Below are 16,268 nucleotides of genomic sequence, written 5' to 3' on the forward strand. Positions count from 1 at the left end.
TGGTTCCCTTCAATGCTGGACAAGTGCGGGGGTTCACAGGCGGGCGGACGCCTCGTCGAGGGTCTCCGCGAGGATGTCGGCGATACGGTCGAGGAGTGGGCGGTCGCTGATCAGCGGCGGCGCGATCTGCACCAGCGGGGCGGCGCGGTTGTAGACGCGGGCGAGCAGCCCGGCCTCGCGAAGGCGGCGCGGGACCAGGTCGGCGACGAGGGCCGCGCGGGCGGTGTCGCTGAAGCCGCCGCCCTCCAGGTCGCCGACGAGCTCGCAGGCGTAGAAGAACCCGGCGCCCCGGACGTCGCCGACGATCGGCAGGTCGGCGAGGGAGGCCATCCGCCGGGCGAGGTGGTCCTGGAGTCCGCGGACGTGGTCCAGGATCCGGTCGCGTTCCATGATCTCCAGGCTGCGCAGGGCGATGGCCGCGCTCAGCGGGTGCCCGGCGAAGGTGTAGCCGTGGTTGAGGACCGCCCCGGGCCGGTTGATGACCTCGGTGACCCGGTTGCTGACCAGGGTGGCGCCCATGGGGGCGTATCCGGCGGTGATGCCCTTGGCGACGGTGACCATGTCGGGGCGGGCGCCGTAGCGGTCGCCGCCGAACCACTCCCCCAGCCGCCCGAAAGCGGTGATCACCTCGTCGGCGACGAGCAGGAAACCGTAGCGGTCGGCCAGAGCCCGAAGACCCGGCCAGTACCCGTCGGGCGGGGCGATGCAGCCGCCCCGGTTCTGCACCGGCTCGGCGATCAGCATGGCGATCGACTCCGGGCCCTCGGCCAGGATCGCGGCCTCCAGCTCGGCGAGCAGGTGGGTGGTGTACACGTCGTCGTCGACGTACTCGGGGGCCAGGCCGAAGCGGTTGGTGTTGGACACGAACCGGGTGTCGATCGCCGGGGGGCCGTACGGTTCCTTCAGGCCCGGGTCGTCGGTCAGGGCCAGGGCGCCGATGGTCAGGCCGTGGTAGGCGCCGCGGCGGGCGATGGCCTTCACGCGGCCCGGCTCGCCGCGCAGGGCGTGGTAACGGCGGGCGACCTTCCAGGCGGTCTCGACGGCTTCGGCACCGCCGCCGGAGAAGAAGGTGTGCTCGACGTCCACGGGGGCGATCCGGGACAGCCGTTCGGCGAGGTCGATGGCCGTCGGGTGCGCGGAGGAGGACCACAGCGGGCTGAAGCACAGGTCGCGCAGCTGCCGTTCGGCGGCCTCGGCGAACTCGGGGGCGTAGGAATAGCCGAGTTGGCAGCAGTACAGGCCGGAGAGACCGTCGATGTAGCGTCTGCCGTCCGTGTCCTCGACGTACGGGCCCTCTCCTCGCTGGACGACGAAGAGGTGCTCGCCCTCCGGTCCGAGCGAGCCGTTGGGGGTCATGTTCAGCAGGAGGTGTCTGGCCGCGGTGGCGGAGAGCGCGCCGGACGGGGTGCGGGTGCTGGTGGTCATGGGGTCTCACTTCCGGCGGGGAGGCCCACGGCTGGCTCGGTCGGCAGCAGGCCGTCCTGCTTGCCGAAGCCGCTGAGCCGGCGCGCCACGCCGACCAGCGCGAGGGCCACGACGGCCACGGCGATGAGGATGGCGCTGACGGCCGTCACCGACGGATCGACGTCGTACTGAAGGACGTTGAACACCTCGACCGGGAGGGTCACGGTGTCCACGGAGGACAGGAACTGCGAGATGAAGAACTCGTCGAAGCTGGTGATGAAGGAGAAGATCGCGGCGGCCACCAGTCCGGGCATGGCCAGCGGGAAGGTGATGCGCCGGGCGACCGTGAAGCGGCTCGCGCCCATGCTGGCGGCGGCGTCCTCCAGCCGTTCGTCGATGCCCTTGAGGGCGGCCACGAGGATCATCACGGCGATCGGTGAGGCCAGCACGGTGTGGCCGAGCGCGATGGCGACCGGACTGCCGAGCATCGAGGCCGGTTCGAAGAGGAGGAACAGGCCGAGCGCGATGACGACCTGCGGGATCACCAGGGGGGCGAGGACCAGGCCGTAGACCGCCGAGCGCAGCGGCAGTTCGCTGCGGACCAGGGCGGTGGCCGCGGTCATGCCGAGGATGAGGGAGAACAGCGTGGTCAGGGCCGCGACCAGGGCGCTCAGTGACAGCGCGGCCGGCCACTTGCTGCCGGTGGCGAAGAGCCGCTGGTACCAGCCGAGCGTCCAGGCGTCCGGCGGGAAGTCGCCGAAGGCGTCCTTGCCGAAGGAGGTGACGACGATGACGACGATCGGCAGGGCCAGGAACAGCAGGATCAGCGTGGCGAAGACGGTGAGGGCGATGCGTCCGGCGAGGGTGGAGCGGAGCTGGATCACGAGGTGGCACCCCGCTCGCGGTACGCGTCGCCGGCGGACTTCAGCAGCCGCAGGAGCAGCAGTCCGGCGAAGGTGAGCAGCAGCAGGATGATGCCGAGCGCGGAGGCGCCGTTCCACTGGTTCTGCTTCATCACCTGCTCGTCGATGAGCGAGGCGACCATGGTCTGCTTCGGGCCGCCCATCAGGGCGGGGGTGAGGTAGTAGCCGAGGCAGAGGATGAAGCAGAGGACGCCCGCGTTGACCAGGCCGGGGGCGACCAGTGGCAGGTAGATCCGACGGAAGATGGTGACGCGTCCGGCGCCCATGCCGGCCGCGGCGGCGAGCAGTCGCCGGTCGATGCCGCGCATCACGGCGTACAGCAGCAGGACGGTGTACGGCAGCATCACGGAGGTGGTGCCGATGACGACCCCGAGCTCGTTGTAGAGCAACGGGAAGGGCGCGCCCGGGACATGAAGGTCCGTCAGGACGTTGTTGATGACGCCGTGTTCACCGAGCAGGATGATCCAGCCGTAGGTGCGCACCAGCGCGCTGATGAAGTGCGGGACGACGACCACCAGCATCACCAGGCCGGCCCACAGGGGCTTCAGACGGGAGACGGCGGACGCCAGCAGGAAGCCGATGACGAGGCTGAGCAGGGAGGTCTCGGCGGAGATGCGCAGGGTGGTGAGCAGGATCTCCAGGTTGGCGCCGCGGAGGGCGTCGGCGTACCAGTGCAGGGTGAAGGCGCCGTCCTCGCCCTTGAGGCTGAGGAGCAGGGTGCTGAAGATCGGGTAGACGAACAGGATCAGCAGGTAGACGATGACGGGGGTGGCGTTGAGCAGTCCGAAGCGGGTGCGCCGGTCGGAGAGCCCGCGTGCCAGGCGACGTGGGCGCCGTGCGGGTGTGGGGGGCGCGGCGGGCGCCGGGTTCGGTGCGAGTACGGATCCGGCCATGGTTCACCCACCGCTTTCCGTGTCGGGAACGACGTCGGGAAAGACGCTGACGTTCGCGGGGGCCGCGGTCACGCCGACGCGCTCGCCGAGGGCCGGGGCGTGTCCGGCGGGGAGTTCCAGCCGTACGAGGTCACCGGGTGCGCCGCCCAGGGGGCGGACGGTGGCCCGTACGAGCGTGCCCACGTAGGTGACCGCCTCCACGGTCCCGGTACAGAACCCGTGCTCGGGCGGACACAGGGCCAGTCGGCCGGGCTGGACGGCTGCGCGTACCCGGGCGGCCTGGGACGCGCTCCGGGAGGCGGCCTGGGGCGGGGGCGGCGGCGCGGGTTGGGGGCGGGCCTTCAGCAGGCCGCCGCTGTCGAGCCGGACGAGTGTGTGGTCCGCGGTCTGCTCCTCCACACGTCCCGGGAGGAAGTTGGCGGCACCGAGAAAGTCGGCGACGAACGGGGTGCGGGGGCGCTCGAAGAGCTCCTGCGGGGTGTCGAACTGGTCGATCCGGCCGTCCCGCATCACCGCGATCCGGTCCGAGAGGACGAGCGCCTCTTCCTGATCATGCGTCACATAGATGACGGTCAGGCCGAGTTCGCGCTGGATGCGCTTGATCTCGGTCTGGAGCTGGTCGCGCAGTTTCTTGTCGAGGGCGCCGAGCGGCTCGTCCATGAGGATCACCGGCGGGCGGTAGACCAGGGCCCGGCACAGCGCGACACGCTGCTGCTGGCCGCCGGACAGTTCGCGTGGACGCCGGCGGGACATGGCGGACAGCCCGGCCATCTCCAGCGTCTCGCCGACCCGGCGGCGCAGTTCCGCCTTGGGCACACCGCGCAGTTGCAGCGGGAAGGCGACGTTCTCCCACACCGACATGTGCGGGAAGAGCAGGTACTGCTGGAAGACGAAGCCCAGTCCGCGCTTCTGCGGGGCCAGCCGGGTCACGTCTCGGCCGCCGACGACGATGCTCCCGGAGTCGGGTTCGCAGAATCCGGCGATCATCATCAGGGTGGTCGTCTTGCCGGAGCCGGAGGACCCGAGGAAGGTGACGAACTCGCCGGCCGCGATCTCCATGGAGACCTCGTCCACGGCGGTGACCCCGCCGTAGGTCTTGCGCAGCGCGGTCACGGAGAGGGGTTTCCCGGTACCGGTGGTCATCGGGGGGCGCACCGAGGGCTCGGACATCACGTTCAGCTCAGGCATGCGTCCACTCCTGCCAGCGCTTCGACACGGCGTCCTGGTTCTTGATCCACCAGTCGACGTCCAGGTCGAAGCCGGAGTCCAGGTGCCCGGGAGAGCTGGCCAGGTTGGCCGCGGTGGTGGCGGAGAGCTTCTTGTAGGCGGCGGGCACGCTCGGGCCCATCGGGTAGAGCTCGGCGAAGTGCGCCTGCACCTCGGGGCGCAGCGCGAAGTCGACGAGCTGGTAGGCGGCGTCGAGGTTCGCCGTGCCCTTGGGGATGCCCAGGGCGTTGCTCTGCCGACGTGCGCCGTTCCACTGGTAGGCGAGCGGCGAACCGCCCTTGATCAGGTCGTCGAGGCGGCCGTGCCAGACGCTGGAGGCGACGACCTCCTGGCGGCCCAGCAGGACGCCGGGCAGCGCGCCGGTGTCCCAGAACTTCTTGACGTGTCCTTTGACGGCGTCGAGGGACCTGAAGGCCCGGTCCACGTCGAGGGGGTAGAGCTGGTCCAGCGGTACGCCGTCGGCGAGAAGGGCGAACTCCAGCTCGGGCAGGTCCGCGTCCAGGGCCTGGAGGGCGCGGTCACCGGGGAACGCCTTGGTGTCCCAGAAGTCGGCCCAGGAGGAAGGTTTCTTCCCACCAAAGGCGTCCGTACGGTACGCCATCACGCTGGCCCAGTAGTTCTTGCCCACCGCGTTGCTGGCCACGAGGTTCTTGGCTATGCCGGCGTTCTTGAAGTTCTTCAGCCGGTCGAAGTCGAGTTCCTCGGTGGCGCCCTGCTGCTTGAAGAGGACGAAGTCCGCCATCGAGTCGTCGATGACGTCGAACTGGGGGCGGCCCTGCTTGACCTGGGCGAGCATCTGCGCGTACGCGATGTTCACCACCTTGACCTGGATGCCGGTCTCCTTGGTGAACGGCTCATAGATCGCCTGTTGGTTGGCGTCGCCGTAGCTGCCGCCGCTGTTGCGGACGACGAGCGTCTTGGAGGACTTGCCGGCGCCGGCGCCGCCGCCGACGGACCGGCTGGTGCCGGTGCCGCACGCGGTGAGCGAGGTGGCGGCGATGCCTGCCGCGACTCCGCCCGCTCCGCGCAGAAACACTCTGCGGTCCATCCGGGCGCCACGCGGCAGGGCCGCAATTCGATTCGTCACCGGGAGCCTCCTGGGGGTGCGGTACGTGAAGAGGGGTGCGTGCTGGTGGGTCTCGTTCTGGTGGTGCGGTGGGGTACGGGGAGTACCAGGGGGGTGGAGTACGGGGGGGAGTACGGGGGGGGTGGAGTACGGGGGGGGGTCAGGTGTGGTCGGTGTCCGTGTCCCGGGGGGCCGGTGCGGCGATGGCGGCCAGTTCCGCGCCGGGGGCGACGGTGAGGCCGTGCATTCCGTAGAAGACACGGCCGGTGGCGGGGGCGTGGACCTTGTGCTCCTGACCGTCGGACGGGTCGATGACGCGGCCGATGACCTGGCCCTCCGTCACGTCGTCCCCGAGCGTGAACTCCGGGTACCACAGGCCGGTGGCCTCGGCGGTGACGCCGGCCGCCCATACCCAGGCGCGGACAGCGGCGGGTTCGTCGACCGGGTGGTCCGCGTCCAGGGTGCCGAGCCGACGCAGCAACCGGTACAGACCGCCGACGAGGCGACGGGCCGACTCCGGTGCGCGCTCGCCGAGTTGGCCGGTCTCGACCAGGATCGCCGGGATCCCCTCGCGGGCGGCGGCCGCGTGACTGTTGCCGCCGTCCGCGTTCAGCCCGAGGATGACGTCCTCGACGCCGAGCGCGCCGGCCATGTCCGCGGTCCTCGCGTCGAGGTCCGGGTCGCCGGTGAGGCGGTAGCCGACGAAGTCGCGCAGGACCTCGTCGATGCCGCCGGAGTGCAGGTCCACATAGGCGTCGGCGCCGTTCAGCAGGTGGGCGAAGAGCCAGGCGGCGAGTCGCTCGGTGGGGCCGCCGTCGGGGGCGCCGGGGAAGACGCGGTTGATGTTGACGCCGTCGAGCGGGGAGACGCCGAGGCGCCCCTGGTACACGGCCGGCGGGTTGGCGACCGGGCACACGATGATCCGGCCGTGCACGTCGGCGGGGTCCAGCAGGGCCGCGAGCCGGGTGGCGGCGTCGACTCCGGTGAACTCGCCGCCGTGGACACCGGCGGTGATGACGACGCGTGGGCCGGGGCGGGCGCCGTTGACCAGGGTCAGCGGAATGTCGACGGTAAGGGTTCCGAGGTCGGCGGGGACGGTGCCGCGGGTCTTGGTGCCGGGGGCGGCGTGCAGGGGGCCGACGGACAGCAGGTCATTGGTCATGGTCGTCACGCCGCCTGCCGGTCGAGGGTGGAGATGAAGTCGATGGGCCGGGCCGAGGTGCCGTCCAGCGCGAGATCCGCCGCGATGTCGCCGAAAGCGGGCGAGAGCTTGAAACCGTGGCCGGAGAAACCCGCGAGCAGCACCACGTTGTCGTTGCCCGGCAGCGGGCCGACAAGCGGGCGGCTGCTCTCGGTGTAGCCCTCCATGAAGACGGAGAGGCGGACCGGGTCCGGGTGCAGGTCGGGCAGGTACCGGCCGAGCAGCTCGGTGAAGACGTCCAGCTCCTCGGGCGCCACCGTCCGGTCCAGCCGGTCCGGGTCGCCGGCCGGGCGGTGCAGGGCCCGGGACAGGCCGAGCTTGACGGAGACCCCGTCCGGGGACGGCAGTCCGTAGCAGTGGGTGGGCGCGGTACGGATGAAGGCCGGCCGCTCCTCGCCGAACCAGGCGTCGGTGGTGGGCACGTACCAGGCGTTGATCAGCCGGCGGATGTCCACCTCCCACGGGAGGTCGGGCAGCAGGTCGTTCACCCAGGGGCCCGGGCTGACCACGGCCGCGTCGAACCACTCGCCGCCGGCGTCGGTGCGGACCTCGACCCCGCTGCCGCTCGGGACGATCTCACGGACCGTGGTGTAGCGGTGGATGCGGGCGCCCAACTGCTCGGCGCGGCGGGCGGCGGTGTGGATCGTCAGCTCGGGGCGGATGAACCCCGCGCGGCGGTCGAGTACGGCCGCGTCGCCGTCCTCGATCCGGAACTGCGGGAAACGCTTGGCCAGCAGCCGGGCGTCGAGGACCTCGTGGTCGAGGCCGTGCTCGGCGATGGACCGCAGCACGGTCGCCATCTGCTGGTGCGCGGTCGGCCCCATCAGCAGGCATCCGGTCAGGCGGCGCAGCTCCCGGCCGGTCTCCCGCTGGAGTTCCTCCCAGAGGGCGTCGGCGTGCTGGAGCAGCGGGACGTACCGGGAGTCCTCGAAGTGGGCGCTGCGGAAGATCCGGGTCTCGCCGCCCGCGGCGCTGCGGTCGTGGCCCGGGGCGAAGCGGTCGTAGCCGACGACCTCGGCTCCTCGGGCCGCCAGGCGCCAGGCGGCCTGGCTGCCCATCGTTCCGACGCCGACGACGGCGACGCGCTTGCTGGCAGACACGAGGGGGTTCCTTTCGACTCCCGGAGCGTGGATGCTGAACGCCCGGTTTTGCGGACTTGGGGATTCCGGAAGGGGCGGCGGTTTCGGGCCCGGAGGGCCACGGCTCGCGCCGTTCGGGGAGAGGGCTTCGGGCTCTGCTTCTTCTTCGGCGCCCGTGCCACATTGTGGAACGCTGTGCTAGAATCTGGCACGAGCTTGGCAGCGGCCGCTGGAGGGAGTCAAGGGGTGTACGCGAGGAATTCGCAGAGTTAACGGGGGAAACCAGATGGAAATGAAGAGCGTCACCAGGTCACTGCGCATCCTGGAGGCGGTGGCCCAGCACCAGCCGGTGACCGTCGGCGAGCTGACCAAACTGTTCGGACTGCCCAAGTCGACGGTGCAGCGCACGCTGGTCACGCTGAACGAGGCGGGGTGGCTGCGCGCGAACCGCAAGGACACGACACGCTGGGAGATCGGCGCGCGGGTGCTCGCCGTACGGCCGGCGGCACTTCAGGGGTCGAGCCTCTTCGCCGCGGCGCGGGAGCCCATGATCCGGCTGCGGGACACGGTGAACGAGACCATTCATCTGTCGGTGCCGGACGCGCTGCAGGGCATGGTGGTCGTCGACCGGGTGGACTGCACGCATGCGGTACGGACGTTCCACGCCATCGGCGACACGTCTCCGCTGCACGCCACCGCCACCGGGCGCGCCGTCCTGGCGCAGCTGCCGAAGGCGGACGTCGATGAGCTCGTCGAGCGGGGGCTGGAGGCGTTCGGCGAGGCGACGCCGACCGATGCGGGAGCGTTGCACGCCGAGCTGGACCGCATACGCGAGGACGGCTACTCGGTCAACCGGAATCAGTACCGGCCAGATGTGTGCGCCGTGGCAGCGGCGATCCTGGACGAGGACGGGACACCGCTGGCGACGATCGCGGTGTCCATGCCGGAGTCACGGTTCGACCCGGGACACCTTCCTGAGCTGGGGCTTCTTGTCGGGGAGACGGCGAAGGAGATCGCGGCGCGCCGTTTGGGTGCGTGAGCGCTCCGCGGGTGCGAGGGGTTGTGCGCGGGCGGGGAGTTACGCGGGCGCGGGGAGTCTGTGGCTAAACGCGCCCACGCGGCGGAGCCGCGAATTGACACAGCCCCGCGCCCCTTGGTGGGGTGTGACCGAGATACGCGGCAAAGGGGCAACGGAATGACCTTGAAGCCTCGAGAGGCTCGGCCCGTCACCCATTCGGCTCAGTTTCGTTGGTGATGTTGTTGTCGTCCGGGCCTGAGGTGGGTTGTGACTTCGATCGAGCGGACCGCGTATCCGCGGTTCAAGCGGCTGATCACCGCGCACGAGCTGCATCTGTTCTTCTCGCCGACTCGCGACGAGCTGGAGTGGGCGGCCGATGCCACGGACTGCGATGAGCATCTGGTGGCCCTGCTGCTGATGCTGAAGTCGTACCAGCGCATGGGGTGTTTCCCGGCGGTGGAGGACATCCCCGAGATGGTGGTGGACTTCGTGCGACGTCAGGTAGAGCTGCCGGAGGGCACGCTGCCGGTGTACCGGGCAGAGAGGCCAAGCATCACCGGGGCTTGGTCCGTAAGCAACCCGGCGTGAAATACGACCAGGCCAAGGCCCGTGGGATCGCCGAGCAGTCGATCCGCAAGGAGGCTGCGGCGAAGAACCGCCCGGCGGACCTCATCAACATCGCGCTGGAAAAGGTGGTGGAGGCCGGGCTGGAGCTACCCGGGTTCTCCGCCTTCGACAAGATGGCCTCGAAGATCCGCACCGAGGTGAACGCCTCGATCCGCGCGGGCATCCACGACCGCATGAGCGCCGCTCAGCGGGCGGGGCTGCTGCGGCTGCTGGAGGAGCGCGACAGCGACGGGACGACGCTGTTCAACCGGCTGAAAAAGCCCGCGCAGGGCCCGACCTGGTCGCACTTCAAGAACCTGACCAAGCGTCTGGAATGGTTGGACGATCTCGGCGACACCTGTGTGTGGATGGACGGTGTCGCCGCAGGGAAGATTACCGACTTCGCTGGGGAGGCGGACGCAGCCGATGCCTCGGAGCTGCGGGACTTCGTCCCCGTCAAGCGCATCGCGCTGGTCGCGGCCCTGACGCACAAGGCGCGGATGCGGGTGCGGGACGACCTCGCGACGATGTTCTGCAAGCGCGTGGCCACGAAGATCAAGAAGGCCAGGGCGGAGCTGGAGGAGATCCGGCTCGCCGAGCGGGAGATCGTCGAGGCCCTGATCGGGAACTACCGCACGGTGCTCAAGCACATCGACGCGGGCGGCCCGGCCCAGGAGGCGTTGGAGAAGGCCGCAGCCATGACCGCCGAGGCCCGCCAGGCCCTTCAGGGCCTGGACGAGGAGGCGTCGGCCGCCGAGGTCACGCGGCGGCTGGAGGGCAGGGTCTCCCCGGCAGTCCTCGCCTTGGTGAGGGCCCAGGTGGTGCAGGCCGGCGGCCTCGGCGCGGTCACGCAGGCGGTGGAGAGCTTCGGCGGGTTCACCAAGCAGTACGAGCAGATCGAGAAGGTCTCCGCCCACCACGGCAACTTCTGGGAAGTGCTGCTGTACGGGCAGATCGGCCGGGACCGGGCGGTGATGTTCGACTTGGCTGACAAGCTGGAGTTCACCGCGACCAGCGAGGACAGCCGGGTGTTGGACGCACTCGCGCACGCCCAGCGGCACCAGAGTGCCCGCGGCGAGTACATCACCGCCTTCAACGAGGAGGGCAAGGAGGTCGACATCTCCTTTGCCACGCAGAACTGGCGCAAGGCTGTGGTCGACAAGACCCGGACCGGGCAGTTCGTCCGCAAGCACTTCGAGGCGATGGTCTTCACCGCTCTCGCGGAGGAGTTGCGTACCGGTGATGTGGCCGTGGTGGGCTCGGAGGAGTACGCCGACTGGTCCGAGCAACTGCTGGACTGGGAGGCTGTCCAGGAGACGCTGGGGTCCTATCTGGGGGAGGTCGGCCTGTGTGAGGAGGGCGAGACCACCGAGTTCGACGCGAAGTTCTTCCGCCGTCAGCTGGAGGACAAGCTGCGGAACGCCGCCGCGGCGACGGATTCCGGGTACCCGGACAACGAGGGCCTGGTCATCGATCCGGAGACGGGCATCCCGTCGCTGAAGGCGCACCGGGCTGACGGTCAGCGGCCCTCGGCGAAGCTGCTGGAGCAGGAGATCAAGGCGAGGATGCCGGAGCGCTCACTGATGGGGATCGTGGCCCGGACCGCGTACTGGGTGGAGTGGTGGCGCCGTTTCGGCCCGCCCTCCGGGAACGAGCCCAAGCTCACCGACCCCTTGGGCCGGTACGTGATCGTCACGTTCGTCAAGGGCACCAACATGGGCCCCTACGAAGCTGCCCGGCACATCCCCGGCGTGAGCGGGCACGAGCTGTCGTACGTCGCGAACCGGCACTTCTCGATCGTGCTGCTGAACGAGGTGATCTCCGACCTGGTCAACGCGCACGCACGCCTGGACATCTCGCAGGCGTGGGGCGACGGGACCGCCGTCACGGCGGACGGCACCCACATGGACACCTATCTCGACAACCTGCTCTCCGAGACGAGCGTCAGGTACGGCAAGCCGGGCGGGATCACCTACCACCACATCTCGGACACGTACATCGCGCTGTTCACGCACTTCATCCCGTGCGGCGTGTGGGAGGCCGTCTACATCATCGAGGGCCTGCTGAAGAACACAAGCGAGGTGCAGCCGACCACCGTGCATGCAGATACCCAAGGCCAGAGCTTCCCTGTCTTTGCGCTCGCCCACCTGCTGGGCTTTGACCTGATGCCCAGGATCAGGAACTGGAAGGAACTGGCCTTCTACCGGCCCTCCAAGCAGAGCGAGTACGTGCACATCGACGCCCTGTTCGGCGAGCCGGGCAAGAACGTCATCGACTTCGACCTGATCGAGTCCCAGTTCCGCCACCTGATGCGCGTGGCCGTCTCCGTGAGGGAGGGGGCGATCTCCTCTTCCACGCTGCTCAAGCGGCTGCGCTCCGGGTCGCGGAAGAACGCCACCTACGCTGCCTTCCGCGAGGTCGGCCGCGTGATCCGCACCGTGCAGCTGCTGCGTTACCTCTCGGACGCGCCGCTGCGGCGGCGGGTGACTGCGGCGACGAACAAGGTGGAGTCGTTCAACCGGTTCTCGCAGTGGGTCGGCTTCGGAAACCGCGGGGTCATCGCAGACAACGACCCGATCGAGCAGGAGAAGGCAATGAAGTTCAACGCCCTGCTCACGAACGCGGTGATCTTCCACAATGCCCTGGACATCGCGGAGATCGTGCGGCAGTTGCTGGAGGAGGGTTGGGAGATCGATCCGGAGGACCTGGCGCACATCTCGCCGTATCTGACCGAGCACATCAACCGGTTCGGCGAGTACAGCACTCACGAAGTCGGCATCCAGCCCGAGGCGTACGACCCGACGCTCGACATCGACTTCACCCCGCTGCGCGAGCAGGACCTCACCACCGCCGGCCTCGGTCAGGCCGCCTGACTGCCCGACTTACCGAAGGGTTCCGCCAGGACCACCGAGCAGTTCGGTCACCAGTCCCTACGGACCCGCCGCCACAAGGTCCGTCGAACAGCTCCCACTCCGGTCCCGACGGCCTCACCCGCGATCAGCTCTACAGGGTCCTGGCACGGGCGTGCGTGAGCGCTGGCGCTATTTCGGTTCGCTGGCTGTCGGTGCTGGGGCGGTCTGTGCCAGGCCGGCGAGCAGCAGGTCGATCATGCGGCGGGCCTGGTAGTCGGGGAAGGTTCCGACTCCGATGCACAGGTTGCCGATGGCGAGCATGAAGTCGTAGGCGCGGATGTCCGCGTGTGTGGAGCCGGCGGCGGCGGACGCTTTCAGCAGCTGGTCGAGCACGGGCAGCAGGCGTTCGACGAACTCGTTGTGCAGGCTCTCGAATCCGGCTTGGTCCGAGTGCAGTGCCTCGGCGAGGCCGTGCTTGGTGACCAGGAAGTCGGCGAATTGGTGCACCCACAGCCGCAGGACCTCGTACGGCGTATCGGCAGCGGGCGCCGTGTGCACGGCGGTGGAGAGCGCGTCGACCTGGTGCCTGAAGACGGCGACCACCAGTTCCGCCCGGGTGGGGAAGTGGCGGTAGATGGTGCCCATGCCGAGGCCCGATTCGGCGGCGATCTCCCGCACGGGAGCGTCGACTCCCGCACGGACGAACACGGCCGCCGCGGCGTCCAGCAGTATCTGCTCGTTTCGGCGGACGTCGGATCGCTTGCGGCCGACAGGGGGTGGCGGCGTGTTGGGCGTGGACATCGTGAGCATCTCCCACTTGCAAAGCGGAGCAACGTTCCGTATCGTAATGCGGAGCGGGGCTCCGCATTTCAATCATGCCAGACGCCGCGAAGCACGGGCCACTGGGCCCCTCCGAGAAAGACATTCACCTCATGAGCGACACCACGTCCGCCGACGGCGGCAACGACTCCACCGCCCCGGTCATATCTGTCAGACCGATCGCACTGGCCGCCCCGGACCGCGGCCAGGACCTGCAGGTACGGGTCACAGCGCCGACGACCGGCCACAACCTGCCTGTCGTCGTCTTCTCGGGCGGCATGGCAGCGACCATGGACGATTACGCACCGCTGGTCGGCTTCTGGGCCGCCCGCGGGTTCGTCGTCGTCCAGCCCACCCATCTCGACTCGCTGGGCCTGCTCCCCGACGACCCGCGCACCCCGCTCATCTGGCGTATCCGGACCGACGACCTGACCGGGATCCTCGACCAGCTCGGCACCATCGAAGCCGGCGTGCCCGGGCTGGCCGGCCGCATCGACCACGACCGCATCGCGGTCGCCGGACACTCGTGGGGCGCACAGACCGCCAGCACCCTCGCGGGCGCACGGGTCGTCGACGCCGACGGCACTCCCGGTGGGAGCATGAGCGACTCGCGTGTGAAGGCGGCGGTACTGCTGTGCCTGCCCGGTACCGGCGGCGCCGACCTGAGCCCGCTCGCCGTCCAGTACTTCCCGTTCATGAGCCCTGATTTCGCCGAGCTGAAGACGCCGAGCCTGATCGTCGCCGGCGACCATGACCAGTCCCCGCTGACGGTGCGCGGTCCGGACTGGTTCACCGACGGCTATCGCCTCAGCTCGGGCGCCACCGATCTGCTGACCCTGTTCGGCGCGGAACACGTACTCGGCGGCATCCTGGGTTCCAACGACACGCGGACCACCGACGAAAGCCCCGAGCGTGTCGCGGTCGTCCAGCACGTCACCCTGGCGTATCTGCGTACCGCGCTGGGCCTCGACAACGACGTGTGGCCTACCGCCCGCCGGTCCCTGGCCGCGGCCGTCGACGCGCTGGGGAGGATCGACTCGAAGTGACCAACCCCCTCGCGCCGGCCCGCAGGCCCAGTTTCGGGATCATGACCGCCCCATCTCAGGTCGCCTACGACGATGTCCTGCGGGTCTGGCGTGAGGCGGACGGCATCCCGCAGATCGAGCACGCCTGGCTGTTCGACCACCTCATGCCGCTCGGCGGCGACCCGAACGGGCCCACCTTCGAGGGCTGGACACTGCTGTCCGCTCTCGCAGCCCGAACCGAGCGGTTGCGGCTCGGGGTGATGGTCACCAGCAACAGGTTCCGCCCACCGGCCATGCTGGCCAAGATCGCCGCCACTGTCGATGTCATCTCCGGCGGCCGGCTCGAGTTCGGCATCGGCGCGGGCTCTCGGCCCGACGTGCCAATGGCCCGGCGTGAGTACGCAGCTCACGGCCTTCCCTTCCACGATGCCGCCCACGCGGTCGGAAGCCTCGCCGAGGCGTGCACGATCATCCGCAGACTATGGACCGAAACCGCACCGTTCGACTTCCAAGGCGATTACCACCAGCTGACGGGCGCGTTCTGCGGTCCCAAACCCGTCCAACAACCCCACCCGCCGATCCTGATCGGCGGCCAGGCCACCCCGACGCTGCGCGTGGTGGCCGAGCACGCCGACCGTTGGAACATGCCCGGGGGCAGCATCGAGCAGGCGATCGCCCGCAGCGCCACGCTGGACCGGCTGTGCGCCGAGATCGGCCGCAACCCCGCAGAGATCACCCGATCCATCGTCCTGCCCGCCTCCTACGACCGGCCCCAGGACACCCGCCACGTCGTCCGCGCGGCACTCGACGGCGGGTTCAGTCACATCGTCCTCGGACTCGACGGGCCCTACCCGGCCGAGGTCGCACGCCGGGTCGCCGACACCATCATCGACCCGCTCTCCGACACGAACTGATACACCGGATCACGGTCCACAACGCGAGGGCGGCGCCACCGCTGCCCCTGAAACCGAGGAGCCACCGATGACGAGGACCCACCCACCGTTCGATCGGGAGCTCACCGCAGTGGGGGTGGGACCGGAATACGAGCGAAACGTGCCACACGCCAGCGGCCAGGTAGGTCACAGGCGCGAATCGGTGTCGTAGGCGGGCGGCGAGGACGTCCGCCGACTCGAAGAGGCGACAACGCGGACACTGAGGTTGTTTCATAGGCGGTCGCTCATGAAACACCCCGCCGCCCGAAGGTCCACCTGCGGCGATCATGTTTCATGAGTTGTTGCAAACGGCTGGACGCCTGAAACATCCTCATGAAACGGTTTGGGGCGTGAGCGACGACTTCAAGCGCGTGGAATCGCACACCTGCCCGATGTCCACCTGCGCCGCTCCGGCGGGCTCCCCATGCCGCACCGGCAAGGGCAAGGTGGCGATCCAGTACCACACCGCCCGATTCCGTCTCGTGCCCCAACTCGCGAAGGCGCTCAGCGTGCCGACTTCCGCCGTACGGAAGCCGGGCTCGGTCTGGACCGAACTGCCCCAGCCCGCGAGCGCCGGCGCCGAGCCAGTCGGACACGTCCGTCTCGGGTACGCCCGCGCCTCGACCGGACGGCAGTCCCTGGACGCGCAGTTGGACTCCCTCGCCGAAGCCGGAGTGACCCGGGTCTTCTCGGAGAAGATCTCCACCCGCTCCGCCCGACGCCCCGAGTTGGAGACCGCCGTCAAGCTCGCCGGGGAGATCCGCTCCTCCGGTGTGCGCGTCACCCTCGTCGTCCACGAACACAAGCGGCTCGGCCGCGGCATCGAACTCGCCATGCTCGCCGAGGAACTGAAGGCGAGCGACATCGGCCTGGAGTTCCTCACCGGGGAACTGAAGGGCTCGCACGACCCGTCCGGCATCGTGTTCACCGTGCTGGCGGCCATGTCCGGTATGGAACGCGAGTACATCCGCGACCGCACCCTCGAAGGCCACGAATCCGCGAGGAAGCGCGGCAAGACCATCGGCGGCGCCAGCGTCGCAGACGAATCCATGCTGTCCATGGCCCTGCACCTGCGAGAGCAGGAGATGAGCCTGCGCGACATGGCCAAGCGGCTCGTCATCACCACCGGCAAGAAGAAGGGCCAGCATCCGTCACCGGCGACCGTGATGCGGATGCTGCGCGACCACGACGAACACGCCGCCGTGATCTCGGCACCGTAGAAG

Annotated in this window: 14 protein-coding genes; 6 read left to right on the forward strand and 8 right to left on the reverse strand. The window is 69.4% G+C overall.

The window, feature by feature from the left end; translation table 11 throughout:
- Positions 1-33: 33 nt before the first annotated feature.
- The 7 genes from AB0H86_RS22520 to solA all read right to left on the reverse strand — a co-directional run bounded on the left by AB0H86_RS22520 (position 34) and on the right by solA (position 7,814).
- Positions 34-1,425 carry an aminotransferase class III-fold pyridoxal phosphate-dependent enzyme gene (locus AB0H86_RS22520; RefSeq protein WP_362441369.1) on the reverse strand — a complete coding sequence of 464 codons (1,392 nt, stop codon included), beginning with the start codon at positions 1,423-1,425 and terminating at the stop codon, positions 34-36.
- Positions 1,422-2,288, reverse strand: coding sequence for an ABC transporter permease (locus AB0H86_RS22525; RefSeq protein WP_362441371.1), 867 nt, complete (start codon positions 2,286-2,288; stop codon positions 1,422-1,424). The genes AB0H86_RS22520 and AB0H86_RS22525 overlap by 4 nt, the downstream gene beginning before the upstream one ends.
- Entirely contained in the window at positions 2,285-3,220 is a 936-nt protein-coding gene (locus AB0H86_RS22530) for an ABC transporter permease (RefSeq protein ID WP_362441374.1), read from the reverse strand. Before AB0H86_RS22530 ends, AB0H86_RS22525 begins: the two co-directional genes overlap by 4 nt.
- 3 nt (positions 3,221-3,223) lie before the next feature.
- On the reverse strand, positions 3,224-4,408 hold the full coding sequence (locus AB0H86_RS22535; RefSeq protein WP_362441377.1) for an ABC transporter ATP-binding protein: 1,185 nt from the start codon (positions 4,406-4,408) through the stop codon (positions 3,224-3,226).
- Positions 4,401-5,495: an ABC transporter substrate-binding protein gene (locus AB0H86_RS22540; protein WP_362441595.1), complete on the reverse strand. Its 1,095-nt coding sequence runs from the start codon at positions 5,493-5,495 to the stop codon at positions 4,401-4,403. Before AB0H86_RS22540 ends, AB0H86_RS22535 begins: the two co-directional genes overlap by 8 nt.
- A gap of 178 nt (positions 5,496-5,673) precedes the next feature.
- Positions 5,674-6,675: a succinylglutamate desuccinylase/aspartoacylase family protein gene (locus tag AB0H86_RS22545; RefSeq protein ID WP_362441379.1), complete on the reverse strand. Its 1,002-nt coding sequence runs from the start codon at positions 6,673-6,675 to the stop codon at positions 5,674-5,676.
- Between the two features lie 5 nt (positions 6,676-6,680).
- Positions 6,681-7,814: an N-methyl-L-tryptophan oxidase gene (gene solA, locus AB0H86_RS22550; protein ID WP_362441382.1), complete on the reverse strand. Its 1,134-nt coding sequence runs from the start codon at positions 7,812-7,814 to the stop codon at positions 6,681-6,683.
- 271 nt (positions 7,815-8,085) lie between these two features.
- Here solA and AB0H86_RS22555 point away from each other — a divergent pair, with 271 nt between their 5' ends.
- The 3 genes from AB0H86_RS22555 (at position 8,086) to AB0H86_RS22565 (ending at position 12,290) form a co-directional block, all read left to right on the forward strand.
- Positions 8,086-8,832, forward strand: a complete 747-nt coding sequence (locus AB0H86_RS22555; protein WP_362441598.1) for an IclR family transcriptional regulator — start codon at positions 8,086-8,088, stop codon at positions 8,830-8,832.
- Positions 8,833-9,078: 246 nt separating this feature from the next.
- Positions 9,079-9,399 (forward strand): DUF4158 domain-containing protein, encoded by a 321-nt coding sequence (locus AB0H86_RS22560; RefSeq protein ID WP_362441385.1) that lies wholly within the window; start codon positions 9,079-9,081, stop codon positions 9,397-9,399.
- A complete protein-coding gene (locus AB0H86_RS22565; protein ID WP_362441388.1) occupies positions 9,396-12,290 on the forward strand; it encodes a Tn3 family transposase in 2,895 nt (964 codons plus the stop codon). The genes AB0H86_RS22560 and AB0H86_RS22565 overlap by 4 nt, the downstream gene beginning before the upstream one ends.
- 168 nt (positions 12,291-12,458) lie before the next feature.
- On the opposite strand, the gene AB0H86_RS22570 is transcribed toward AB0H86_RS22565, so the two are convergent.
- Positions 12,459-13,070 (reverse strand): TetR/AcrR family transcriptional regulator, encoded by a 612-nt coding sequence (locus tag AB0H86_RS22570; RefSeq protein WP_362441391.1) that lies wholly within the window; start codon positions 13,068-13,070, stop codon positions 12,459-12,461.
- A gap of 131 nt (positions 13,071-13,201) precedes the next feature.
- Between AB0H86_RS22570 and AB0H86_RS22575 the strand changes: the two genes are divergently transcribed.
- The 3 genes from AB0H86_RS22575 (at position 13,202) to AB0H86_RS22585 (ending at position 16,265) form a co-directional block, all read left to right on the forward strand.
- Positions 13,202-14,134 carry a chlorophyllase gene (locus AB0H86_RS22575; RefSeq protein ID WP_362441394.1) on the forward strand — a complete coding sequence of 311 codons (933 nt, stop codon included), beginning with the start codon at positions 13,202-13,204 and terminating at the stop codon, positions 14,132-14,134.
- Between the two features lie 41 nt (positions 14,135-14,175).
- Positions 14,176-15,027 (forward strand): LLM class flavin-dependent oxidoreductase, encoded by an 852-nt coding sequence (locus AB0H86_RS22580; protein WP_362441396.1) that lies wholly within the window; start codon positions 14,176-14,178, stop codon positions 15,025-15,027.
- A 368-nt stretch (positions 15,028-15,395) separates the two neighbouring features.
- Positions 15,396-16,265 (forward strand): recombinase family protein, encoded by an 870-nt coding sequence (locus AB0H86_RS22585; RefSeq protein ID WP_362441399.1) that lies wholly within the window; start codon positions 15,396-15,398, stop codon positions 16,263-16,265.
- The last annotated feature ends 3 nt before the right edge of the window (positions 16,266-16,268 follow it).

Origin of the sequence: Streptomyces sp. NPDC050997 (assembly GCF_040660135.1) — a bacterium.
Lineage (GTDB): Bacteria > Actinomycetota > Actinomycetes > Streptomycetales > Streptomycetaceae > Streptomyces.